Source organism: Roseateles saccharophilus (assembly GCF_031458095.1).
In the GTDB taxonomy this organism is placed as follows: domain Bacteria; phylum Pseudomonadota; class Gammaproteobacteria; order Burkholderiales; family Burkholderiaceae_C; genus Pelomonas; species Pelomonas saccharophila_A.
The window spans coordinates 545,693-567,902 of record NZ_JAVDXU010000002.1 but is presented as its reverse complement, the minus strand read 5'-3'; the positions used below and the strand labels follow the sequence as shown (position 1 = coordinate 567,902).

Annotated in this window: 20 protein-coding genes; 9 read left to right on the top strand and 11 right to left on the bottom strand. The window is 69.4% G+C overall.

Annotation, left to right across the window (positions count from 1 at the left end; genetic code table 11):
• Positions 1–40 precede the first annotated feature (40 nt).
• Complete coding sequence (locus tag J2X20_RS15245) at positions 41–1,027, top strand: HEAT repeat domain-containing protein (protein WP_310266240.1); 987 nt, start codon at positions 41–43, stop codon at positions 1,025–1,027.
• A 25-nt stretch (positions 1,028–1,052) separates the two neighbouring features.
• Here the strand turns inward: J2X20_RS15245 and J2X20_RS15240 are convergent, their stop codons facing one another.
• Positions 1,053–1,334, bottom strand: a complete 282-nt coding sequence (locus tag J2X20_RS15240) for a DUF427 domain-containing protein (protein ID WP_310266237.1) — start codon at positions 1,332–1,334, stop codon at positions 1,053–1,055.
• Positions 1,335–1,358: 24 nt separating this feature from the next.
• Here J2X20_RS15240 and J2X20_RS15235 point away from each other — a divergent pair, with 24 nt between their 5' ends.
• The 3 genes from J2X20_RS15235 to J2X20_RS15225 are packed head-to-tail and all read left to right on the top strand — an operon-like array spanning position 1,359 to position 2,453.
• Positions 1,359–1,598, top strand: a complete 240-nt coding sequence (locus tag J2X20_RS15235; protein ID WP_310266234.1) for a hypothetical protein — start codon at positions 1,359–1,361, stop codon at positions 1,596–1,598.
• The gene (locus J2X20_RS15230; RefSeq protein ID WP_310266232.1) at positions 1,595–2,233 is read left to right on the top strand and encodes a glutathione S-transferase family protein; all 639 of its coding nucleotides are present in this window, start codon (positions 1,595–1,597) and stop codon (positions 2,231–2,233) included. The genes J2X20_RS15235 and J2X20_RS15230 overlap by 4 nt, the downstream gene beginning before the upstream one ends.
• Before the next feature lies 1 nt (position 2,234).
• Positions 2,235–2,453 (top strand): DUF7661 family protein, encoded by a 219-nt coding sequence (locus tag J2X20_RS15225; RefSeq protein ID WP_310266229.1) that lies wholly within the window; start codon positions 2,235–2,237, stop codon positions 2,451–2,453.
• Here the strand turns inward: J2X20_RS15225 and J2X20_RS15220 are convergent.
• From J2X20_RS15220 to J2X20_RS15205, 4 genes are all read right to left on the bottom strand, one after another.
• On the bottom strand, positions 2,450–4,162 hold the full coding sequence (locus J2X20_RS15220; protein WP_310266227.1) for an NAD(P)/FAD-dependent oxidoreductase: 1,713 nt from the start codon (positions 4,160–4,162) through the stop codon (positions 2,450–2,452). The two genes, J2X20_RS15225 and J2X20_RS15220, sit on opposite strands and share 4 nt — an antisense overlap.
• Positions 4,163–4,245: 83 nt before the next feature.
• Positions 4,246–4,410 carry a hypothetical protein gene (locus tag J2X20_RS15215; protein ID WP_310266225.1) on the bottom strand — a complete coding sequence of 55 codons (165 nt, stop codon included), beginning with the start codon at positions 4,408–4,410 and terminating at the stop codon, positions 4,246–4,248.
• Between the two features lie 68 nt (positions 4,411–4,478).
• Positions 4,479–6,587, bottom strand: coding sequence for a putative bifunctional diguanylate cyclase/phosphodiesterase (locus J2X20_RS15210; protein ID WP_310266223.1), 2,109 nt, complete (start codon positions 6,585–6,587; stop codon positions 4,479–4,481).
• Positions 6,588–6,609: 22 nt separating this feature from the next.
• Positions 6,610–6,978, bottom strand: a complete 369-nt coding sequence (locus tag J2X20_RS15205; protein ID WP_310266220.1) for a methylglyoxal synthase — start codon at positions 6,976–6,978, stop codon at positions 6,610–6,612.
• Between the two features lie 192 nt (positions 6,979–7,170).
• Here J2X20_RS15205 and J2X20_RS15200 point away from each other — a divergent pair, with 192 nt between their 5' ends.
• A complete protein-coding gene (locus J2X20_RS15200) occupies positions 7,171–7,965 on the top strand; it encodes an isocitrate lyase/PEP mutase family protein (protein ID WP_310266217.1) in 795 nt (264 codons plus the stop codon).
• On the opposite strand, the gene J2X20_RS15195 is transcribed toward J2X20_RS15200, so the two are convergent.
• Together J2X20_RS15195 and J2X20_RS15190 are read right to left on the bottom strand one after the other, a co-directional pair.
• Positions 7,956–8,579 (bottom strand): hypothetical protein, encoded by a 624-nt coding sequence (locus J2X20_RS15195; RefSeq protein ID WP_310266216.1) that lies wholly within the window; start codon positions 8,577–8,579, stop codon positions 7,956–7,958. The two genes, J2X20_RS15200 and J2X20_RS15195, sit on opposite strands and share 10 nt — an antisense overlap.
• Positions 8,580–8,590: 11 nt before the next feature.
• Entirely contained in the window at positions 8,591–9,490 is a 900-nt protein-coding gene (locus tag J2X20_RS15190) for an EamA family transporter (protein WP_476453986.1), read from the bottom strand.
• 40 nt (positions 9,491–9,530) lie between these two features.
• Between J2X20_RS15190 and J2X20_RS15185 the strand changes: the two genes are divergently transcribed.
• The 3 genes from J2X20_RS15185 to J2X20_RS15175 all read left to right on the top strand — a co-directional run bounded on the left by J2X20_RS15185 (position 9,531) and on the right by J2X20_RS15175 (position 14,564).
• Positions 9,531–11,144, top strand: a complete 1,614-nt coding sequence (locus J2X20_RS15185; protein WP_310266214.1) for a helix-turn-helix transcriptional regulator — start codon at positions 9,531–9,533, stop codon at positions 11,142–11,144.
• Positions 11,145–11,334: 190 nt separating this feature from the next.
• Positions 11,335–11,967, top strand: a complete 633-nt coding sequence (locus J2X20_RS15180; protein WP_310266211.1) for a hypothetical protein — start codon at positions 11,335–11,337, stop codon at positions 11,965–11,967.
• On the top strand, positions 11,967–14,564 hold the full coding sequence (locus J2X20_RS15175; RefSeq protein ID WP_310266209.1) for a hypothetical protein: 2,598 nt from the start codon (positions 11,967–11,969) through the stop codon (positions 14,562–14,564). Before J2X20_RS15180 ends, J2X20_RS15175 begins: the two co-directional genes overlap by 1 nt.
• Positions 14,565–14,775: 211 nt before the next feature.
• On the opposite strand, the gene J2X20_RS15170 is transcribed toward J2X20_RS15175, so the two are convergent.
• The 4 genes from J2X20_RS15170 to J2X20_RS15155 form a co-directional block, all read right to left on the bottom strand.
• Positions 14,776–15,891 carry a diguanylate cyclase gene (locus J2X20_RS15170; RefSeq protein ID WP_310266207.1) on the bottom strand — a complete coding sequence of 372 codons (1,116 nt, stop codon included), beginning with the start codon at positions 15,889–15,891 and terminating at the stop codon, positions 14,776–14,778.
• 77 nt (positions 15,892–15,968) lie between these two features.
• Positions 15,969–17,546, bottom strand: a complete 1,578-nt coding sequence (locus J2X20_RS15165) for a GNAT family N-acetyltransferase (protein WP_310266204.1) — start codon at positions 17,544–17,546, stop codon at positions 15,969–15,971.
• A gap of 21 nt (positions 17,547–17,567) precedes the next feature.
• A complete protein-coding gene (locus J2X20_RS15160; RefSeq protein WP_310266201.1) occupies positions 17,568–17,843 on the bottom strand; it encodes a hypothetical protein in 276 nt (91 codons plus the stop codon).
• A gap of 63 nt (positions 17,844–17,906) precedes the next feature.
• Positions 17,907–18,410 (bottom strand): Lrp/AsnC family transcriptional regulator, encoded by a 504-nt coding sequence (locus tag J2X20_RS15155; protein ID WP_310266199.1) that lies wholly within the window; start codon positions 18,408–18,410, stop codon positions 17,907–17,909.
• A 225-nt stretch (positions 18,411–18,635) separates the two neighbouring features.
• On the opposite strand from J2X20_RS15155, the gene J2X20_RS15150 reads away from it, so the two are divergent.
• Complete coding sequence (locus J2X20_RS15150) at positions 18,636–22,181, top strand: indolepyruvate ferredoxin oxidoreductase family protein (RefSeq protein WP_310266195.1); 3,546 nt, start codon at positions 18,636–18,638, stop codon at positions 22,179–22,181.
• Positions 22,182–22,210 lie beyond the last annotated feature (29 nt).

The following is a 22,210-nucleotide window of genomic DNA, read 5'->3' as shown; positions in this document are numbered from 1 at the left end:
CGCCCGTCGCGGGGACCATCAGAAACCTTCAGGAGGATCCATGCTGAATATCGTCCGCGGGCTGCGCCTTGCCGCCCTCGTCTCCGTCGCCGCGGCCCTCAGTGCCTGCGCGCCCGCCAGCTATCTCGTCAAGAAGCCGGCTCCGTCCAATATCGCCGGCACGGCCGCCTCGACCACGCCCGCCGCCTGGGTCATCGAGGACCAGCGCCGTGGTGCCGAGCGCGACTTCAGCACCGGCGTGCTGACCGCCGGCCTGCGCACCGAGGCCGGCCCCATCCAGCCCGTGCCCTTCCTCGCCGAGCACCTGCAGGCCGAACTGGCCTCGCGCGGCCTGCCCGTGCAGGTGCGCGAAGCCGGCGCCGGCGCCACGCCCAGCCTGTTCCTGCAGACCTTCCGGATGCAGAACCACCGCAGCAACGGCTTTGCCCCCTTCATCACCTTCACCTACCTGAGCGCCGACATCGATACGCCCGCCGGCAAGAAGCGCGTCGCAGCCTTCGTGAAGCGCGGCAAGGTGCCGGTGTGGAGCTTCGAGGAGGTCATCGAGCCGACGCTGAACCAGCCGCTCAGCCTGGCCGTCAAGGAGCTGGCCACCAAGATCGCCGCCCAGGCCTATGGCTGGCGCGCCAGCGATGCGCAGCTGAACACGCTGCTGGCCAAGCTCGCCACGCCGGCCAAGCTCGACGGCGACGCCCACCTGGACGTCTATGCGCTGGGCTTCACCAACCACCCCGGTGCCAAGGAGCGCCTGCTGCAGCTGGCCCAGCATTCCGACGAATACGTGCGCCTGGCCGCCATCTCGTCGCTGGGCACGATTGGCGCCAAGGACCAGTACGGCTGGCTGAAGGCCCTGTATGAGCGCCGCGACACCCTCTGGCAGGACCGCGCCATGGCCCTGAAGGCCATCGGCGACCTCGGCACGCCGGAATCGCGCGCCCTGCTGACCGAGGAACTGAAGCGCTGGGAAGCCGCCAAGACCGACAAGGAATCGCTCTGGACCGCCCAGGTCATCCGCCTCTACATCTGAGGCCTGTCGGGCCGGGCGTGAAGCCTCATTCGATGACCTTCACGCCCTTCCAGAACGCATAGCGGCCCTTGATTTCAGCGGCCGCCGGCAGCGGGTCGGGGTAGTACCAGACCGCATCCGTGTTCATCTCGCCATTGACGAGCAGGCTCAGGTACTTGGCCTCGCCCTTCCAGGCGCAGCGCGACACATGGTTGCTGAAGGTCGTGTACTGCCTGTTCAGCGACTCGGCCGGGAAATAGTGGTTGCCTTCGACGACGACGGTGTCGTCGCTCTCGGCCAGGGTGATGCCGTTCCAGACTGCTTTCATGCGGTCTCCGTGAGAATGGGTTGGATGAGACGCTACCACTCCCATCTCGGCCGCGACATCGTCGTCACCAGCGGCAGCGCCCGGGACCTCGAGCCCGGCCAGTTCGGCGTCCTCGCCATCGATGGCGGCGCGGGCGGCTGGTCGGTCGTCCACAAGGGGCCGGATGGCGAAGTCGTCGACCTCAATAACGAGATGCACTTCGAGCTGCCGGAAGAAGCGCTGGCGTTTGCGAAGGAGCTGATCGAGATGATGGCGGCGCCATGACGGCCCCGCTGACTCTTTATGGCGCCGCCGGCTCGGGCTCGGTGGCCGTCGAGGCCACGCTGACGCTGCTGGGCCTGCCTTACCAACTGATCGAAGGCGCCACCTGGGCGGAGGCTGCCGCGCGGGATCGCGTTGCGCCGACCAACCCGATGCGCCAGATCCCGACGCTGCTGCTGCCGGGCGGCGAGGTCATGACCGAGAGCGCGGCCCTCCTGATCTATCTGGCCGACCTGCATCCCGAGGCGCGGCTGGCGCCGTGTCCCACCGACCCGTTGCGGCGGCCCTTCCTGCGCTGGATGCTGTATGTGTCGTCGGCCATCTATTCGCTGCACTGGATCAAGCCCGACGTGAAGCGCATTGGCGCGCCCGAGAGTGCCCGCGACGCCGTGGTGGACGCCGTGCATGAGCGCATTGCCTTCTGCTGGGCCAATATGGATGCCCGGCTGAAGCCGGGACGCTGGCTGCTGGGCGATGAGTTGAGCGTGCTGGATCTCTACGTCGCCGTCATCTCCCGCTTCGGGCCTTGGCGCAAGCGCTTCTACGCGGTGGCGCCGCGCATGGCCGAGGTGATCCGGCGGGTGGATGAGGAGCCGCGGCTGGCGGCGCTGTGGCGCGAGCGGTTTCCGGAGGACTGAGTTGGCGCAGCGCTTCAACGTCTTCGGGCGCCTCTTCGACATCGAGCGCCGCGGCGAGCAATGGTTAGCGCTGTACGTTGGCAACGACGGCAAACGGGCGCCGGCCGGCTTCGTCATTCCCGAATTCGTGACCGACGGTGAGCTGGAGCAGTTCCTGTTCGACCTGTTTCACGAACAGGCTGCCTACAAGAAGGGCAGCATCTCGCGCGTGGCGCGCTAGACCTGCCCACCCGCCTTGGCTCCCTTGCCCTGCAGCACCGGCGCGTCCGGCATGCCCAGCAGATCCGCCGCCAGCGCCTCGGCCACTTCGATGCCGTCCACGCCCGCACTCATGATGCCGCCGGCATAGCCAGCGCCCTCGCCAGCCGGGAACAGCCCACGCACATTGAGGCTCTGGTAGTCGCGGCCGCGGTTGATGCGCAGTGGTGACGACGTACGCGTCTCCACGCCCGTCAGCACCGCATCCGGCCTGTCGAAGCCGCGGATCTGGCGGGCAAAGGCCGGCAGGGCCTCGCGGATGGCTTCCAGGCAATAGGTCGGCAGCGAGCCGTTGCCCTTCTGCTGCAGGTCGGTCAGGGTGACGCCCGGCTTGTAGCTCGGCGCCACGTCACCAAACTCCTTGCTGACCTGGCGCTTGATGAAGTCGCCCACCAGCGAGCCCGGCGCCAGATAGCCGCCGCCGCCCAGCTCATAGGCGCGGCTCTCCCAAAGGCGCTGGAAGGCCATGCCGTCCAGCGGGTTCACCGGACTGCCATCGCGCTTGCCGTCCTGGCGGTAGTCCTCGGGCGTCAGGCCGACGACGATGCCGGCATTGGCGTTGCGCTCGTTGCGCGAGTACTGGCTCATGCCGTTGGTGACGACGCGATCCGGCTCGCTGGTGGCCGCGACTACCGTGCCGCCCGGGCACATGCAGAAGCTGTAGACCGAGCGGCCGTTCTTGGCGTGGTGGACCAGCTTGTAGTCGGCCGCGCCGAGGATCTCGTTGCCGGCGTTCGGGCCGAAGCGGGCCGCGTCGATCAGCGACTGCGGATGCTCGATGCGGTAGCCGATGGAGAAGGGCTTGGCTTCCATCTGCACGCCGCGGGCATGCAGCATCTGGAAGGTGTCGCGGGCGCTGTGGCCCAGGGCGATCACCACATGGGTCGTGTTGATCTGCTCACCCGACTCCAGCTGCAGCCCACGCACGGCGCCGTCCTCGATCAGCAGATCCGTCATCTTCTGCTGGAAGCGGATCTCGCCGCCCAGGGCCTCGATGTCGGCCCGCATCTTGATGATCATGCTGACCAGGCGGAAGGTGCCGATATGGGGCTTGCTGACGAACAGGATCTCGTCGGGCGCGCCGGCCTTGACGAACTCGGTCAGCACCTTGCGCGTCAGGTGGCGCGGGTCGGAGATCTGGCTGTAGAGCTTGCCGTCGGAGAAGGTGCCGGCACCGCCCTCGCCGAACTGCACATTGCTCTCGGGATGCAGCTTGCGCTCGCGCCACAGGCCCCAGGTGTCCTGGGTGCGTTCGCGCACGGCCTTGCCGCGTTCCAGCACGACGGGGCGCAGGCCCATCTGCGCCAGGATCAGCGCGGCGAACAGGCCGCAGGGGCCGAAGCCGACGACGACGGGGCGGGGGCCGGTGTAGTCACCCCGACCTTGTCCAAATTGGGCCAGGAAGTGATAGCCGGTGTCGGGCGTGGCGCGGATCTGGTGGTCGCCGGCGAAGCGGGCCAGCACGGCGGCCTCGTCGACACCTTCAGCCAGCGTGCAGTCCAGCGTGTAGACGAGCTGGATGTCGCTGCGCTTGCGGGCGTCATAGCCGCGGCGCGCGATGTGGATGGCGGCCAGCTCGTTGTCGGCCAGCTTCAACCGGGCCAGCGCTGCCGGGCGCAGGGCCTCCTCGGCGTGGTTCAGCGGCAGGCGGAGTTCGTTGATGCGGATCATGGTTTGGTCGATAGCTAGCCGACAAAAACAAACAGGCCCCGCGGGGCCTGTGTGAGGGAATCTTCAGGGCTTGAGCCCGCCGATCAACCCGAATGGGGGCGCTTGCCCGGGTTCTTCTTGGAGCGGGTGTGCGAACCGCGCTCCAGGCTGCGCAGCTGGCCCTTGCCGGCGGTGAAGGTCACGCCCTTGGGGGCGGCGGGACGGGGAGAGGCGCGGCGGTCCGCTTCGGTAACGATCTTGTTGCCCATGATGGCTCCGGTAAACAAAAGCCCACAGCAGGGGCGAAACGCAAAAACAGCGACGAAAAGCGCGCATTTTAGCCTGTCCGGCCCAGCCAGGTCTGGAAGTCCGGCAGGTCCATGGGTTTGGCCAGCAGATAGCCCTGGATGAGGTCGCAGCCGCAGGCGGCGATGCAGTCCAGTTCGGCCTGGTTCTCCACGCCCTCGGCCGTCACCGTCAGGCCCAGGCCCTGGCCGACGCCGACGATGGATTTCAGCAGGGCCTGGCGGCGCGGGTCGGCGTTGACGTCCTGCACGAAGCTGCGGTCGATTTTGAGCTCGTCCACCGGCAGGTGCTGCAGATAGGCCAGCGACGACTGGCCGGTGCCGAAGTCGTCGATGGCCAGCTTCACGCCCCAGGCCTTCAGCGCATTCAGCACGGCGATGGGGTCGGTGCCGCTGGACATCAGGCCGGTCTCGGTCACCTCCAGCTGCAGCTGGCCCGGGTCGACGCGGTATTCGGCCAGCAGGGCGGCCAGGCGGGCCGGCAGGGTCTGGTCCTGGATGTCCAGCGTCGAGATGTTGACGGCGATGCTCATCGGCTCGCGGCCCTCGACCTCCCATGCAGCCAGGGTGCGCACCGCGCGGGCCAGCATCCAGTCGGTGATCTGGCGGATGCGGCCGCTGCGCTCGGCAAAGGGCACGAAGTCGCCCGGCGGCAGCCAGCCGCGCTGCGGATGCTGCCAGCGCACCAGGGCCTCGGCGCCGGTGATGCGGCCGGTCTTCAGGCAGCGCTTGGGCTGCAGGAACTGGCGCAGCTGGTCCTGCTGGATGGCGGTGGCCAGGTCGGACAGCAGGCTCAGGTGCAGGGCGCGGGCGGCCTCGGCGCTGGGGTTGAAGACGGCGACGTCCTGGCGCAGCCGCTTGGCCTCGAACATGGCCTGCTCGGCGCGGCGCAGCAGGGCCTCGGTGTCGGCCGCATGCTCGGGCCAGTGGGCCACACCCAGGGATACCGACAGGTCCAGGGACTGACCCTGCCAGCTCAGCTTGTGCTCGACCTCCTCGCGCAACTGGGCGGCCAGCGCCGCGCCATGGTCCAGCTGGGCCACGGGCGCCAGGGCGGCGAAGGTGCCGCCGGCCAGGCGGCCGTAGGCGGCCACACCCTCGAACAGGCCTTCCAGCTTGGCGGCGGCGCCCCTCAGCAGAGCGTCGCCGGCATCGAAGCCCAGCACGCTGTTGACGGCCTTGAGGCGGTCGACGTCGATGCAGATCAGCACGGCCTGCTGCTCGCGCTCGGGCAGGCTGGCCAGCAGGCGGTCGCCGTCGGCGATGAAGCGGGCGCGCTGGGGCAGGCCGGTCAGCAGGTCGACGTCGGCCAGGCGGCGCAGCTCGGCCTCGCGCTCGCCGACGGCCGCCGCCATGGTGTTCATGGCGGCGGCCATATGGCCGAGCTCGTCGGCCGAGTCCACGGTGATGCGGTGGCCGTACTGGCCCTGGGCGATCAGTTCGGCGCCGTCCTCGGCCTGCTTCAGCGGGTTGATGATGGAACGAGTGACGCCCACGGCCAGCAGGGCGCCGGCAATCAGGGCGCCTATGCACAGGGCCAGCACGCCGGTGCGGTCGGCGTCGATCTGGTCGCGCAGCTCGCGGGCCTGGGCCGTGCCGGCGCGCTCCTCGCTGGCCGCCAGCTGGTGGATGGCGCTGACGAACAGGGACAGGGCCGATTCGGTGTCGCTGCCCAGCAGGGCGCGGGCGGCCTGGAAATCGTCGCGCTCGATGAGGCCACGCACGTCGACATAGCTGGTGCGGTAGTCGGCCAGGCGCTGGCGCACGTCGGCCAGTCTCTCGGTGCGCGGGCCAGCGGGCAGCACCATGGCCAGGCGCTGCATGGCGTCGTCGAGCCGGTTGTTGGCGGAGTTGATCTCGGGGTAGGCGGCCACGCGCAACTCGGCGTCGGGGCTCATCAGCACCAGCAGCTTGCGCGCGACGGCCTCGGCGTTGCGGTTGATCTCGTTGACCGAGTCGCGGATGACGGCCTGGTCATCGACGATGCGGTTCAGGGCTTCCGACAGCCCGGTCAGGCGGTATACCGACAGGGCCGCCAGGCCCATCAGCAGCAGCAGCAGCAACCCGAAGGCCAGGCCCAGGCGGGTGCGGATGCGCAGCCGCCGCGACCACCTGCTGATGGGCCGCTGCATGCCGCTCATGCCTGGGGCTGCCCCTGCAGGGTCATTCAGCGCTCCAGCGCGTCAGCAGCAGCCGCGCCGTGGCCACATTGGTGGCGCAAGGCACGTCGTGCACGTCGCAGGCGCGCACCAGGGCGTTGATGTCGGGTTCATGGGGCTGGGGCGTCATGGGGTCGCGCAGGAAGATGACGCCGTCCAGGTCGCCCACCGCCAGGCGGGCGCCGATCTGCAGGTCGCCCCCCATCGGGCCGCTGAGCATGCGCTCGATGGTGAGGCCATGGGCTGCATGAAGCCGGGTGCCTGTCGTGCCGGTGGCCATCAGCTGGCAGCGCCGCAGCAGCGGCAGGAAGTCGCCAGCCAGGGCGATCATGGCGTCCTTCTTGCCGTCATGGGCGATCAGGGCAAGCTTCATGGGCGAAGAGGCGGGAAGTTCTGCAAAGGATTGACGTTACACGCAAGACGTGAACATAAACGCGCAAGACTTGGCACATTGCGACGCCGGCAGCGCCTGTTACTTGATGTACCGGTCCACCGCATTGCTGCCAACCCCTGGCAGCTGGCCCGGGCAGCATCGCCAATCTATCTCGCCAACCTCTGCAACGCCATGAACTTCCGCCAGCTCCACCAGGGCCCCGAGCTCCTGAAGATCGCCAACGTCTGGGACGCCGGCAGCGCCGTCCTCGTGCAGGCGCAGGGCGTGCCCGCCCTGGCCACCACCAGCGCCGGCCTGGCCTGGGCCCTGGGCTACCCGGATGGCAACCACCTGCCCATCGACGAGCATGCCGACGCGCTGCGCCGCATAGCGCGCATCGCCCGCGTGCCGCTGTCGGCCGACAGCGAAGCCGGCTACAGCGACGACCCGACCACGGTGGCCGACAACATCATGAAGTTCGCCGCGGCCGGCGTGGCCGGCATCAACATCGAGGACGGCGCCGGTGCGCCCGCCCTGCTGTGCCGCAAGATCGAGGCCATCAAGACGGCCGCCGCCAGGGCGGGGCTCGACATCTTCATCAACGCCCGCTGCGACGTCTGGCTGAAGAACCTGGCGCCCGGCCGGGCGGTCGACGAAGTGCTGCTGCGGGCACGCGACTACGCGGCCGCCGGCGCCGACGGCCTGTTCGCCGCCGGCGTGACGGCCGTCGCCGATATCGAGGCCCTGGTGGGCGGTCAGCCGCTGCCGCTGAACGTGATGGCGCGACCGACCCTGCCCAGCCTGACCGAGTTGCAGCGCCTGGGCGTGCGCCGCATCTCGGCCGGCAGCGCCATTGCCGAGGCGGCCTGGGGGCGGGCGCAGCGGGCGGCCGTGGGTTTTCTGGCCGAAGGTGCCGGCAGCGAGCTGTTCGAGGGTGCCGCGCCCTATCCGCAGATCAACGGTGCCGTGGCTGCGGCTCAGGGCTGAATCGAGACCCGCAACTGCAGTTCGCGCTCCGGCTGGCCGGCCGCGTCGCGGCTGCTGAACGTGCCGCGCGGCGCCGGCTGCGTGGTGGCGCCGCCGCTGCGGGCGACGGTCTGCCAGCGCTCCAGCGGCAGTTGCAGCGTCGACTGCAGGGCCTGGTCGTCGAGGTCGATGTCGAACTCGACGCGCACCAGGGCCTTGCCGCCGGGCCAGGTCGGCGTCACGGCAAAGCTCTGCGTCGTGCGCCGCTCACCGCTGCGCGGGCTGGCATAGACGCGCTGCGGCGTGCGGGTGGCGGGGTCGAGCTGGACGACGGCGTCCACCCATTGCAGGGGCTCGCGCGTCGTCAGCCGCAGGGCGGCGCGCTGGCCGTTCTGCACCAGCATGCGCTGGACCGTCTGGGGAAGGGCTTGCGCCGTCGACGTGACGACGCCGGGACCGCGGGGCGACACCGTGCCCGCGGTGCCGACGACGACTGCGCCGTCGCGGACGCCGGCCTGGGCGGCGGGCGGCAGGTTGCTGTCCACCCAGCGCAACTCGACGACGAAGGCGACCGGCGGCGGTGCCGCCAGGACCGATGGCGGCAGCAGGGTCAGCAGGACGGCACGGCGCTTCATGGGCCCCAAGCTTAGGACTTCGCCGCTGCGGACCTGGCCGGCAAAAGCCGCGGTCCGAACAGGTTGATCGCCAGACCGGCCATCACCAGGGCGGCGGCGATCAGCTTCCAGGCCGGCAGGGCTTCGCCCAGCAGCGCCGCCGCCGAACCCATGCCGAACACCGGCACCAGCAGGGCCATGGGCACGATGCGCCCGGCCGGATGACGGGCCAGCAGCCAGCTCCAGACGCCATAGCCGAACAGGGTGTTGCCGACCGACTGCCACAGCACCGCCGCCCAGGTGCCGAGGTCGGAAGCGGCCAGGCCAGCAGCCACCTGTTCCGGCCCGTCGACCAGCAGGGCCAGGGCGATCAGCGGCGGCACCGCGAAGGCGCTGCTCCAGACCACATAGGCCAGCATGTCGATGCGGCCCGCGCGCTGGGTCAGCAGGTTGGCACAGGCCCAGGACAGGGCGGCCGCCAGCACCATGGCCAGACCCAGGGCCGTCGTCGTGCCGTCGGTGTGCGAGGCGATGACGATGACGCCGCCGGCCGCCAGCAGCAAACCAAGCCAGGTCGTCGCCAGCACCCGCTCGCCGCGCAGGCTGACGGCCAGCAGCAGCGTGAAGAAGACTTGCGTCTGCACGACCAGCGAGGCCAGGCCCGGCGAGATCTGGCTGCGCATGGCCAGATACAGCAGGCCGAACTGGCCCACGCCGATGAGGACGCCATAGCCGCCCAGATTGCGCCAGCCCACCTCGGGCCGGCGCAGGAAGAAGCAGGCCGGCACGAAGGCGAAGCCGAAGCGCAGCGCGGCCAGCGTCATCGGCGGCAGCGTATGCAGGGCGTATTTGATGACGACGAAATTGCTGCCCCAGATGGCGACGACGGCGAGGGCGAGCAGGAAATGGCGCAGGGGCAGGGCGGCTTGCATGGGGCCAGTCTAGGCAGAACGGGCTTCTACAATTTTTTGCATGGAATTCCTGGTTCCCGCCAGCGCCCTGGCCGGTCTCGAAGCTGCCGCCGCGTCGGGAGAGGCCGCGGCACTGGTCGAGCTGGCCTGGCAGCTGCGCCAGCGCGACAGCACTCGCGCCCTGGCCCTGTGCGAGCAGGCCGGGGCCGGCCTGGCACCGGCGCTGCAGGCCCGCGTGGCGCTGACGCGCTGCGAGATCGCCGCCCTGCAAGGCCGCTTCGACGCGGCCGAAGGCCTGCTGGCCGAGGCACGCCGCGGCGACCCGGCTCTCGAGGGCGACGCCCTGCTGGCCGAGGCCGGCGTGGCCAAGGCGCGCGGCCAGCGCGAGCGCGAGCTGGACGCGTATGCCCGGGCCGCGGCTTGCCATGCGCGTGGCGCCGACCCACGCCGCCAGGCCCTCGCCCTGGCCTGGCTGGCCTATGAGCGCAGCTTCGCCAGTCCCACGGATGCGGACGCGCCCGTCACCGATCCCGCCGCCGCGGCCTTTGCCGACGCGGCTCAAGCCCTGCCGCTGTCGCGCCGCGATCCGGCGCGTGCGGCCGAGCTCTTCCTGCGCGCGGCCGACGCGGCCCGCCACTGGGGGCTGCTGCGCCACGCCCTGGTCTGCACCATCAATGCCGGCACCGCCCTGCAGGGCCTCGGCGAGTTCGACCGCGCTGCCGCCTGCTATGACCAGGCCACGCTGGAGTCGCGCGCCGCCGGCTGGCCGGCACTGATCGGTGCCTGCGAGACGCGGCTGGGCGCCCTGCTCAAGGAGATCGGCCGGCTGGACGAGGCCCTGGTGTTGCTGGGCGATGCGCTGGCCTCGTTGGCCAGCGTGCCGCCCGGCATCAACAAAGCCAATGCCTGCGCCGAGCTGGCCCAGACCCTGCTGGCCCTGGGCCGCGGCGTCGAGGCCGTCGGGCCCATGGCCGAGGCCATCGCCATGTACCGCGCGGCACGCTCGACCGACAACCTGACGGTCAATCTGCTGGGACTGGCGCGGGCCCTGTCGGCCGCGGGTCAGATCGAGGCGGCCCGGCAGGCCCTGGCCGAGGCCGAGCAGCTCATCACCCAGCATGGCTTCAATGCCCTGGCTGCCGGCGTGCAGGAGGCGCTGACGGAGATGCATCGCCGCCACCCGCATCTGCCGCCACCGCCGGGCATGAGCCTGCCCAACGCCGCCCTGCACCACGGCGAGGCGACGTTGGCCGAGGGGCTGAAGATCGCGGGCTGGAAGGCGCCGGCCTCCCTGCATGTGGCCCTGGCCGAGGACTGGGCTGCCGTGGGCGACATGACCCGCGCCTATGGCCATGCGCGCCAGGCCCTGGCCCTGAAGGACGGCGAGGCCGAGCGCATGCGCCTGAGCCAGACGCCGACGGCCCTGCGCCGCGGCCCGATGCCGGCGAAGGCCGGCGCGACGGCGGCCGAACGCCTGCTCAGCCCCAAGGAGCGCGAGGTGCTGGTGCTGGTGGCGCGCGGCTATGCCAACAAGGAGATCGCGACGGCCCTGGCCGTCAGCGACGAGACCATCAAGTCCCACCTGAAGAAGATCTACGCCAAGCTCGAAGCGGGCTCACGCAAGCATGCGGTGACACGGGCGCGGGCCTTGGGCGTCATCGGCGTGGCGGGCTGAGGGATTCCCCGCGCCGGGTTTCTGCTCCCCGCGCTCGCGGGTCCCCCGCCGCGGGGGATGGGCGGGCCCGGGAGGGCGCCGCAAAGTGAGCTCACCCCGGACAGGACGACCTCGAGCCCGGGCCGGCGGCATGAGCGCGGGCCCAGGGCTGGCGGAGCCCTGTCCGCCCGCAACCCCAACGCATTCCGCCATGAACCGAGATTCCTTCTCCGCGCTGCGCCGCCTGGCCCTGCTGGCAGGGCTGGCCGCGCTGCTGCCTGCCGCCCACGCGACCCAGCTCGTGCATCAGAACCTCAAGCAGATGATCCACGCCGCCGACCTCATCGTCAGCGGCGATGTCGCCAAGGTCAGCGATGGGCTGGACCGCGGCGTGCCCTTCACCGAGGTGACGCTGAAGGTCAAGGGCAGCGTCAAGCGCGAGTTGGCGGCCGACAGCGCCTATCGCTTCCGCCAATACGGCCTGCTGAAGAACCGCCGCATGGCCGACGGCCGCTACCTGCTGGCCACGCGCATCGAAGGCCTGCCGACCTGGACCGTCGGCGAGAAGGTCACCGTCTTCATGAACAAGCCCTCGGCCCGCACGGGCCTGACCAGCCCGGTGGGCCTGGCCCAGGGCAAGCTGACCGGCAGCGGCGCCAAGCTGGCCAACGCCTTCGACAACCGCGGCCTGTTCCAGGGCATGAGTGTGGACCCGGCGGTGCTGAGCCCCCTGGAGGCCGAGATGCTGACCCGCAACGGCGGCGCGGTGGACGGCGGCGTGCTGAACCAGCTGGTCAAGCGTGCGGTGCGCGAGGACTGGATTGCCAAGGGAGTGATGCGCTGATGAACACCTGCTTCTGCAAATTCCCGCTCGCCGCCGCGCTGCTGGCGGCCGCCTCGCTGGCCCAGGCCGCCGGCCCGCTGCAGCTGACCGAGCATCCGCGCAACCCGCAGCCCATGCGCTGGGACACGAGCAAGCCCATCCAGGTCTATACCGACATCGGGCCGCTGACCTATCGCGACGACGGCTCGGTCTTCCTCAGCAATGCCCAGGCTGACAAGATCACCGCCTTCGCCCTGAAGCAGTGGAGCGATGTGCCGACCTCGACCTGGAAGGCTGTCACCGATCCGGCCAGGTTCAAGAAGTTCAGCCAGGTCGCCGGCGTGGGCGTGGACGTGAAGGACGGCGACACCGCCAAGCGCGTCTACGGCCAGCCGCTGGAGGGTGGCATCTACGTCATCTACGACCAGAACGGCCAGGTCATCGAGGAGTATTTCGGCGTGCCCAAGGACCAGGTGCTGGGCATCGCCTTCGCCGAAATCGCCGAGGACCGCGACGGCGACGGCTACCCCGAGACCATCGTCAAGGCCACGGCCGTCATGAACGGCTATGTCGTGCCGCACGAGCCCGTGCCGGCCGACCAGCCCTGGATGCCGCCGCCCGACGTCGACGGCAAGCGCATCGCCGGCGTGTTCACGCATGAGTTCGGCCATGCCATCAACCTGTCGCATTCGCAGGTCAACGGCACCATGGCCTATTTCAGCCATCCGGGCTATTACGAGGCCTATCCGGGCGTGCCGGGTTGCGTGCCGGCCCTGCATTCCTGGCGCGACGAAGACCCGTCGGCGAAGAAGATTGATCCGAAATACATCGAGACGATGTTCCCCTTCATCGACCCGACCTTCCCCGACGCCAACGGCCGCAACGCCGGCTACGAGCAGAGCACGGTGGACCGCAGCGACGACATGGCGGGCATCTCCGACCTCTACCCGAGCGCGACGTATGCCAAGACGCGCGGCTCCATCGCCGGCACGCTGTTCCTGAAGGACGGCCGCACGCCCTATGGCGGCATCAACATCGTCGCGCGCAATATCGCCGACCCGCTGGGCGACGCGATCTCGGCGATGAGCGGCGACAAGACGCAGGGCCTGGTCGGCCCCGACGGGCGCTTTCGCATCAACAACCTGAAGCCGGGGCAGAAATACCTGCTCTACCTGGAGGAGATCGTCGCTGGCGGCTATCCGACGACGCCGACGGCCCTGGTGTCGGAGGCCGAGTACTGGAACAGCAATGAGCAGTCCAATGCGGCCAACGACCGCGCCTGCTCGACCAGCGCCATCACGGCCGAAGCGGGCGTGACCAAGACGGCCAACTTCTACTTCAACGGCTACAAGGATGGCGTGCAGTACACCCCGGTCGTCTATGGTTTCCTGGGCAGCATGTCCAAGGACGGCGAGCGCGCGGCGGGCTGGATCGACAACAAGCCTTTCGTCTGGGACGCCAAGAACGGCGTGACCTGGGCGCCGGATGGTGTCGTTGGCGTCAACACCAGCATCACGCGGGACGGCCGCAAGCTCATCGTGCAAGCCGACCTGGACGGCCGCGTCATTGGTGCCGACTGGGAGGGCCTGCCGATGAAGACCAACTCGGCCACGATCTGGGACACCCGCACCGGCGGCCTGACCGACCTGGGCAGCCTCAACCGCGACCGCTGCGGCGGCAGCAGCCAGATCGGCTACTCGAGCAGCTATGGCTGGGCGCTGGATTCGACCGGTCGCACGGCGGTCGGCACGGCCTATGTGGACCGCAACGGCGACGGCAGTTGCGAGGGCGGCTGGTCGGGCGACAGCACGATTGGCGGCGAGATCATCCCCTTCATCTGGACGGCAGGCCGCGGCATGCGGGCATTGAGCCTGGAGGGCATCGACCTGACGACCGAACCCTGGCACCGGGCGCACGCGGTCTCGGCCGATGGCCGTGTCGTGCTGGGCAACAGCAACTTCATGAAGGCCTATGCCTGGATCGACGAGGGCAGGCCCGTCGACCTCTACAAGGCGGTCGGCGCGGTGGACGGCTATGCGATGACGCCCGACGCGGGCCGCGTGGCCCTGAACACCGAGAAGGACGGCGTCGTGTTCTGGAATGCCAACAAGGGCAGCAAGTCCAGCGCCTTCACGAAGTTCAAGCAGATGCAGTGGTGCGTGGACATGCCGCTGCTGGGCCTGGACATCAGCTGCGAGACCGAAGGCGCCGCGGCCATCCAGCAGCAGTTCGGGCCCATCCCGGTGCAGGTGGCCGACATCAGCGACGACGGCAAGGTCATGATCGGCTCGGCCGGCCTCTGGTTCAGCGGGCTGCGCGGCGTCATGTGGCTGGAGGACATCGGCTGGATCCAGCTGGCCGACTTCTTCCGCACCCAGGGCGTGGCCGAGGCCTATCGCTACGGCCTGGACGGCCCCGGTTCGATGAATGCGGCCGGCAACGAGATCGTCGGCGGCATTCCCGGCTACCCGATGAGCTGGTACGTCGATCTGAAGAAGGCCTTCGTCTGCAAGCATGGCAACTCGACGGAGGTCAGCTTCCCGGCTGAGTTCGTCGACGAGGTCAAGCGCGGCGCCCGCATGGGACGGTGCGAGCACCTGCGGATTGCCGCTCGCTGACGTGGTGCGTATCCGCGGGCCGAGCGCCGGGCCGCTCCCTAGCCGGCCCGCCTAGGGCGAAGTGCTTGCCGGTCGATCCGGCAAGCATCGGCGTCCCCTCGGGGGCTGAGGCCGGACACAGGGCGCCCGGTGGGCGGCCTGTGCCTGCCGAAGCGCTGCGGCCGCTGGCTGCAGCGCGGTCCCGGCCAAGGGAATCCTTGGACGAGGGGCTTCAGTCAATACAGGTGCGGTTGCGCCCCTCGGCCTTGGCCTTGTAGAGCAGCTGGTCGGCGCGTTCCAGGGTCTGGGCCAGGGTGTCGCCGCGCCTATGCCCGGTCAGGCCGATGGAGACCGTGATCGCCACCTGCGTGCCGCCATCGATGGCGATGCGCAGGGCGGCGGTCTGCTGGCGCAGCCTCTCCATGCCGGCCACAGCGGGGGGCATGGCGGTTTCGGGCAGCAGCACGAGGAACTCCTCGCCGCCCCAGCGCGCCAGCACATCGGTGCCACGCAGGGCCGTCTGGCCACCCTGGGCGAAGGCGCGCAGCACAGTGTCGCCCGCGGCATGGCCGTGCTCGTCGTTGACGCGCTTGAAGTGGTCGAGGTCGACGATGGCGATGCAGAAGTCGTGATGGTGGCGCAGCGAGCGCAGCAGCTCCTGGTCCATCAGGGCCTGCATCTGGCGGCGGTTGGGCAGGCCGGTCAGCTCGTCGCGGGTGGCGATGGCCTGCAGCTGGGCGAGGGTGCGCTCCAGCTCCTTGCGCTGGTCCGACAGGCGGCGGCGGATATGGCCCAGCCGGGTCGTCAGCACTGCGCCGGCGGGCAGCACACAAGCCAGCATCATGAAATGGCCGAGCTCCACCGCCGGGGGGTAGTGCATCGGATCCACCCAGGCCATGACGCCCATGACGAGGCCGAACACGAGCAGCGCGTAAACGCCCATCGCATGGGCATTGCGCGTGCGCAGCTGGAACATGCCGAACATCAGCGTCAGCATCAGTGCCGGGAAACAGGCGCCGCGCAGCGCGCCGGCCTGGGCATAGGCCAGGGCGGCTGCGGCAATGGCAAAGGCGATCTGCTCGCGGGTCAGCGAGGGGTCGGCAAAGCGCAGCGACCAGCCGCTGCGGATGGCGGCGTAGACCAGGGCGAGGCCGCCCAGTGACATCACCGTCCACGGCCACAGCCAGGGGCCTGCGGGCCGGCCGTCGATATGCACCGCGTAGTGCAGCATCGCGACGCTGATGCCCATCAGGGCCACGGCGAGCAGGTTCTGGCGCAGCCGCAGTCGCTGGGCGGGATCGCTGCCCAGCCAGAGTTCGCCGAGTCGACGGAAATGCGACATCGCCATGGTCCTAGCCTACCGCGGCTGCGCGTGGCGAACTGTGACCTTCGGTCTGTCGCGGCGCGGCTTGTTCACGCGCGGCCCTAATCCGCCAAGCCAGCGTAACGCCGCAGCAGCGCTGGCAGCACCTCCACGGCCGCGGGCCGCCAGGCGCCCATCAGGCAGACCTGCACCCAGTTGCGCTCGCGCAGGTACGCGCTCTGCCAGGCGATGCGGCAGCCCAGGCGGGCGAGGCGCTGGCCCAGGCGCTGGGCATCGACGCCGGAAGGCAGGGCCAGGGTGATGACGCCGGGCTGGGCGTCGGGCGTGGCTACCGCGGCGGGCAGGCCCATGGCGTCGAAGGCTTCACGCAGTTGGGCATCCGCCGCCTGCGTGGCCTGCCAATGCGCCGGCCAGTTCAGCTCCAGGGCCGCTTCCAGCGCGGCCACGGCGTTCGAGCTCTGCGTGGACGCGACGCCGCCGGCCTGGACGATGGCGCCCAGGTCAAGGGCGGCGGGCAATGCGCCCGCGGGAGCGAGCGAGCCGTCGTGCAGCACCAGGGCGAGGCCGGGATAGCTGCCCAGGGCCTTGCCGCTGACGCCGCTGGCCAGCCAGACGCCCTTCAGGTCCAGCGGCTGCAGGCCCAGCGCGCTGACGGCGTCCAGGCAAAGGGCCGCGCCCACTTCGGCGCAGGCCTCGCGCAACAGCTCGGGGGCATTGCGCATGCCGGTCGAGGTCTCGCAGGCGGCGGCCCATACCCAGGCTGGCCGCTGCTCCGCGAGGAGGATGCGCAGGCGCTGCGCGTCGATGGGCTCGCCCCAGGCCAGCGACAGGGTCTGGTGCGGCAGCTGCCAGCGCCGCGCATGGTCGGCCAGGCGCTCGCCGAACTCGCCATTCGTGATGACCAGACCCGCGCCGCCGCGTTGGCGGATCTGCCCCGCGACCGCATCATTGGCCAGGGTGCCGCCGCCGGGCAGCAGCAGGGCGCCGGCGCAACCGGTCAAGGCCTGCAGGCGTTCGCTGATGCGCTGCACGCGCCGCAGGTGCTCGGACGAACGGTGCGACACGGGCTCACTGCTCCAGGCCCCCCGCACCGCCGCCGACAGGGAGACGGGGCCGGGCAGGAAGGACGTGGCCTCGTTGCCGGCGCTCAGCTCCAGATGGGCAACGCGCTCGGCGTAGTCGGGCAGGCGCAGCCACATCGGCTGGTAGACGGCGTCGCCGCTGCCCACGCGCGGGCCAAAGGGCTGGAAACCGAGATGGGCATAGAGCTTGAGTTCGCGCGTCGTGCCCGAGATGACGGCGAGGTCGCAGCCCTGGTCGCGGAATTCGCGGCCCAGCACGCCGGCGAGGCGGGCGAACACGCTGGCCTTGCGCCAGCCCGGCGCCACCGCGAGCAGCCTCACCTCCATGGCGCGCTGGTGGGTGGGCAGGTGGGCGTCCAGGTTGGCCAGCTTGCCGTCCAGCGAGAAGGGCCGTCGCGCGCGGCCGGCGATCATGCCGACGAGCTCGTCGCCATCCAGCGCGATCGCATAGGTGTTCTCGTCGTGGAAACGGTCCACCAGCCGGCGCTGCGGGTTGGGCGGATGCTGCGGAATCTCTTCGACGAAGGTGCGGTAGTTGAGGTCGTGGATGGCCTCGAACTCGGCCGCGGTGCTGGCGATCTTGTAGACCAGGGGCATCGCTCGATTCTGACGCAGGCCTCAGTCGCGCTGGGCCGCGAGGGCGTCGACGATGGCCTTGGCTTCGCGCAACTCGGTGCCGGACTGCTCCCGGTACAGCCGGATGGCGTCGATGCGTCGCTCGGGGTCGCGCGCCAGCTCACGCACGGCGGCGCTGGGCTCGGTACTGATGAGGCCGAGATGTTGCCGCACCAGCGCCAGGTCGGCCTGCAGCGCTTTCAGCCGGCGCTCGGTGCTGCGCTGGCTGCCCCACAGGCCCATCACGACGGCCAGCAATGAAACGAGTGCGATATCCAAGGCGTCTCCCGCGGGTGATGCTGTGCATTCTGCGCAAGGGCGCCGGCCTGTTGAGGTGACTGTTCACGTCTTCGCGTCGAGATGGCCCAGCGGCAACACACCGCTTGCCTTCACTTCACCTAGCGAAAAGCTGGTGTGGATGTCCTTCACATTCGGCAGGTTCAGCAGCGTGTCGATGGAGAAGCGCGAGAAGGCGTCCAGGTCGGTGGCCATGACCTGCAGCTCGAAGGTGCCGGCGCCCGAGATGTAGTGGCAGGCGATGACCTCGGGCAGCTGGCGGATGGCGTCCTCCAGCGGCTTGGTCGCCGCGCCCGCGCTGCGCTCGGCGTCCACTCGCACGAAGGCCAGCACGCCCAGGCCGAGCTTGCGGCGGTCGATCTCGGCGCGGTAGCCGGTGATATAGCCCTGGTCCTCCAGCCACTTGACGCGCCGCCACGTCGGCGCGGCCGACAGGCCGATGCGCTGGGCCAGCTCGGCGTTGGACAGGCGGGCGTCGGCCTGCAGCTCGGCCAGGATGGCGATGTGGTGGCGGTCGAGGGCTTCCGGCGTGGCTTCTTCGGTGCTCATGGTTTGCCCTGATCGGCGAAGTGGCGATGCAATCCGCGCTGATTTTGCATCTTGGAGAAAGGAAATTGCCAATCGGCGCGATTTCGAGCGCAAATGAGAAAGCACTGCTCGCTGCCATTTCCCTACACTGACCGGTCCGGCCATACTGGCCTTTTGGCTAAATCACCCGCGCGACCGCCTCACGAGGGCGTGCCGCCCCGGGCCGCCACCCAGGAGCTCCCACCGATGAACGCCCCGCTGCCCGAACACGTGCTGAAGGCTCTTCAGACCGTCTCGCTCGACGACAAATACGCCCTCGATTCCGGCCGTGCCTTCATGAGCGGCGTGCAAGCCCTGGTGCGCCTGCCCATGCTGCAACGCACACGCGATGCGATGGCCGGCCTGAACACCGCCGGCTTCATCAGCGGCTACCGCGGCTCGCCGCTGGGCACCTATGACCAGGCGCTGTGGGCGGCCAAGAAGCACCTGGAAAAGCAGAACATCGTCTTCCAGCCGGGCGTCAACGAGGAACTCGGTGCGACGGCCGTCTGGGGTACGCAGCAGCTCGACCTCTTCCCCGAGAAGGCCAAGTTCGACGGCGTCTTCGGTCTCTGGTACGGCAAGGGCCCGGGCGTGGACCGCTGCATCGACGTCTTCAAGCACGCCAACATGGCCGGCACGTCCAAGCACGGCGGCGTCATCGCCATTGCCGGTGACGACCACATCGCCAAGAGCTCGACGGCGGCCCACCAGAGCGACCACGTCTTCAAGGCGGTCGGCTTTCCGACCTTCTTCCCGAGCAGCGTGCAGGACATCCTCGACATGGGCCTGCACGCCTTTGCGATGAGCCGCTTCTCGGGCCTGTGGGCCGGCATGAAGACCATCCAGGAGATCGTCGAGTCGTCGGCCTCCGTCAGCGTCGACCCCGACCGCGTCAACATCATCCTGCCCGAGGACTTCGTCGTGCCGCCGGGCGGCCTGCACATCCGCTGGCCGGATCCGCCGCTCGAGCAGGAGTCGCGGATGATGAACTACAAGTGGTACGCGGCCCTGGCCTACATCCGTGCCAACCGCCTGAACTACAACGTCATCGAAGGCAAGAACGACCGCTTCGGCATCATCACCAGCGGCAAGGCCTTCAACGACACCCGCCAGGCCCTGCACGACCTGGGCCTGGACGAGGACACCTGCCGGCGCATCGGCATCCGCCTGCACAAGGTCAACGTGGTGTGGCCGCTCGAAGCCCAAGTGGCGCGCGAGTTCGCCAAGGGCCTCCAGGAGATCCTGGTCGTCGAAGAGAAGCGCCAGATCATCGAGTACCAGGTCAAGGAGGAGCTCTACAACTGGCGCTCCGACGTGCGCCCCAATGTGCTTGGCAAGTTCGACGCCGGAGATGGCGGCGAGGGCGGCGAGTGGAGCGTGCCCAACCCCAGCGACCACTGGCTGCTGCGCCCCCAGGCCGACCTGACGCCGGCCATCATTGCCCGCGCCATCGCCAAGCGCCTGAAAAAGCTCGGCGTGGACAGCGACATCGTGGCCCGCCTGGATGCCCGCCTGGCCATCATCGACGCCAAGGAAAACGCGCTGAAGGCCGAGACCCAGACGGCCGGCGGCGCCGACCGCACGCCCTGGTTCTGCTCGGGCTGCCCGCACAACACCAGCACGCGCGTGCCGGAAGGTTCGCGTGCGGTGGGTGGCATCGGCTGCCACTACATGGTCACGTGGATGCCCGGCCGCAACACGGCCACCTTCACGCAGATGGGCGGCGAGGGCGTGCCCTGGGTCGGCCAGGCGCCCTTCACCGACGAGAAGCACATCTTCTCCAACCTCGGTGACGGCACCTATTTCCACAGCGGCAGCCTGGCCATCCGCCAGAGCATCGCCGCGGGCGTCAACATCACCTACAAGATCCTCTACAACGACGCCGTCGCGATGACCGGCGGCCAGACCGTGGGCGAGCGCCCCGAGGGCCACACCGTCATCCAGATCATGAACAGCGTGATCTCGGAAGGCGTCAAGAAGCTGGTCATCGTCACCGACGAGCCGGCGAAATATGAGGGTGTCGCCCTGGCTCCTGGGGTCACCGTGCACCACCGCGACGAGCTGGACGAGATCCAGCGCCAGTTCCGCGAGATCCCGGGCACGACGGCCATCATCTACGACCAGACCTGCGCGACCGAGAAGCGCCGCCGCCGCAAGCGCGGCAAGATGGTCGATCCCGCCAAGCGCGTCGTCATCAACGAGCTGGTCTGCGAAGGTTGCGGCGACTGCTCCATCCAGTCCAACTGCCTGTCGGTCGAGCCGCTGGAGACCGATTTCGGCCGCAAGCGCCAGATCAACCAGAACACCTGCAACAAGGACTACTCCTGCGTGAAGGGCTTCTGCCCGAGCTTCGTCACCGTCGAAGGTGGCGAGCTGAAGAAGCCCAAGAAGGACGCCCGCAAGAGCCCCTTCGACGCGGCGCTGCCGCCGTTGCCGCTGCCCGTCATCCCGAACGCCGCAGAGGCCTGGGGCATCGTCGTCGGCGGCGTGGGTGGCACGGGTGTCATCACCATCGGCCAGCTGCTGGGCATGGCCGCCCACCTGGAAGGCAAGGGTGTCATCACCCAGGACGCCGCCGGCCTGGCCCAGAAGGGCGGCGCGACCTGGAGCCACATCCAGATCGCCGACACGCCGGAGGCCATCTACTGCACCAAGGTCGGCACGGCCGAGGCCGACCTCGTCATCGCCTGCGATGCCATCGTCGCCGCCAACAAGGCGACGCTGGCCGTCATGCGCGAGGGCCGCACCTATGTCGCGCTGAACACCCATGGCTCGCCGACGGCGACGCTGGTCAACGACGCGAACTGGAGCTTCCCCGGCGCCGCCTGCGAGCAGGCCGTCGGCAACGCGGTGGGCCGTGACCACCTGGGTTCCTTCGATGCCGAGGAAGTGGCCGTCAAACTGCTGGGCGATTCCCTCTACACCAACCCGCTGATGCTGGGCTATGCCTGGCAGCAGGGCCGCATCCCGCTGAGCTATGACGCGCTGATGCGCGCCATCGAGCTCAACGGCGTGCAGATCGACAACAACAAGGCCGCCTTCGAATGGGGCCGCCGCTGCGCGCATGACCTGAAGGCCGTGCAGTCGCTGTACGCGGCCCAGGCCGTCATCCAGCTGGTCAAGCGCCAGAGCGTCGACGAGATCGTCGCCAAGCGCGTCGACTTCCTGACGGGCTACCAGAACGCCGCCTATGCGGCCGAGTACAAGGCTTTCGTCGACAAGGTGCGTGCTGCCGAAGCCAAGCTCGGCAGCAAGACCACGCTGACCGAGGCCGTGGCCCGCTATCTGTTCAAGCTGATGGCCTACAAGGACGAGTACGAGGTCGCCCGCCTGCACACCGATACGGCCTTCACCAGCAAGATCGCCGGCATGTTCGAGGGCGACTACAAGCTCGTGCACCACCTCGCGCCGCCGCTGCTGGCCAAGAAGAACAACAAGGGCGAGTTGGTCAAGCGCCCCTTCGGCGGCTGGGTGCGTCCGGCCTTCGGCCTGCTGGCCAAGATGAAGGGCCTGCGCGGCACGGCCTTCGACATCTTCGGCCACACCGAGGAACGCAAGATGGAGCGCCGCTGGATTGCCGACTACCGCGCCGGTGTCGACAAGGCCCTGGCCGGCTTGAGCGCCGACTCACTGGCCAACGCCGTCGAGCTGGCCCGCGTGCCGGAAGACATCCGCGGCTACGGCCATGTGAAGGCCCGCCACGAGAAGGCCGCCAAGGCCAAGTGGGACGCGTTGCTGGCCAAGGTCTGACCGGGCGTCAGCGCTGAAGAAGCCCCGCA

What these genes read in the sequence shown, in the direction of transcription:
- J2X20_RS15245 (WP_310266240.1), top strand. Translation starts at nt 41, where the DNA reads ATGCTGAATATCGTCCGCGGGCTGCGCCTTGCCGCCCTCGTCTCCGTC.
- J2X20_RS15190 (WP_476453986.1), bottom strand. Translation starts at nt 9,490, where the DNA reads ATGCAAGCCGCCCTGCCCCTGCGCCATTTCCTGCTCGCCCTCGCCGTC.
- J2X20_RS15150 (WP_310266195.1), top strand. Translation starts at nt 18,636, where the DNA reads ATGAACGCCCCGCTGCCCGAACACGTGCTGAAGGCTCTTCAGACCGTC.
- J2X20_RS15235 (WP_310266234.1), top strand. Translation starts at nt 1,359, where the DNA reads ATGAGACGCTACCACTCCCATCTCGGCCGCGACATCGTCGTCACCAGC.
- J2X20_RS15165 (WP_310266204.1), bottom strand. Translation starts at nt 17,546, where the DNA reads ATGCCCCTGGTCTACAAGATCGCCAGCACCGCGGCCGAGTTCGAGGCC.
- J2X20_RS15200 (WP_310266217.1), top strand. Translation starts at nt 7,171, where the DNA reads ATGAACTTCCGCCAGCTCCACCAGGGCCCCGAGCTCCTGAAGATCGCC.
- J2X20_RS15215 (WP_310266225.1), bottom strand. Translation starts at nt 4,410, where the DNA reads ATGGGCAACAAGATCGTTACCGAAGCGGACCGCCGCGCCTCTCCCCGT.
- J2X20_RS15230 (WP_310266232.1), top strand. Translation starts at nt 1,595, where the DNA reads ATGACGGCCCCGCTGACTCTTTATGGCGCCGCCGGCTCGGGCTCGGTG.
- J2X20_RS15205 (WP_310266220.1), bottom strand. Translation starts at nt 6,978, where the DNA reads ATGAAGCTTGCCCTGATCGCCCATGACGGCAAGAAGGACGCCATGATC.
- J2X20_RS15195 (WP_310266216.1), bottom strand. Translation starts at nt 8,579, where the DNA reads ATGAAGCGCCGTGCCGTCCTGCTGACCCTGCTGCCGCCATCGGTCCTG.
- J2X20_RS15240 (WP_310266237.1), bottom strand. Translation starts at nt 1,334, where the DNA reads ATGAAAGCAGTCTGGAACGGCATCACCCTGGCCGAGAGCGACGACACC.
- J2X20_RS15155 (WP_310266199.1), bottom strand. Translation starts at nt 18,410, where the DNA reads ATGAGCACCGAAGAAGCCACGCCGGAAGCCCTCGACCGCCACCACATC.
- J2X20_RS15210 (WP_310266223.1), bottom strand. Translation starts at nt 6,587, where the DNA reads ATGAGCGGCATGCAGCGGCCCATCAGCAGGTGGTCGCGGCGGCTGCGC.
- J2X20_RS15220 (WP_310266227.1), bottom strand. Translation starts at nt 4,162, where the DNA reads ATGATCCGCATCAACGAACTCCGCCTGCCGCTGAACCACGCCGAGGAG.
- J2X20_RS15185 (WP_310266214.1), top strand. Translation starts at nt 9,531, where the DNA reads ATGGAATTCCTGGTTCCCGCCAGCGCCCTGGCCGGTCTCGAAGCTGCC.
- J2X20_RS15175 (WP_310266209.1), top strand. Translation starts at nt 11,967, where the DNA reads ATGAACACCTGCTTCTGCAAATTCCCGCTCGCCGCCGCGCTGCTGGCG.
- J2X20_RS15170 (WP_310266207.1), bottom strand. Translation starts at nt 15,891, where the DNA reads ATGGCGATGTCGCATTTCCGTCGACTCGGCGAACTCTGGCTGGGCAGC.
- J2X20_RS15180 (WP_310266211.1), top strand. Translation starts at nt 11,335, where the DNA reads ATGAACCGAGATTCCTTCTCCGCGCTGCGCCGCCTGGCCCTGCTGGCA.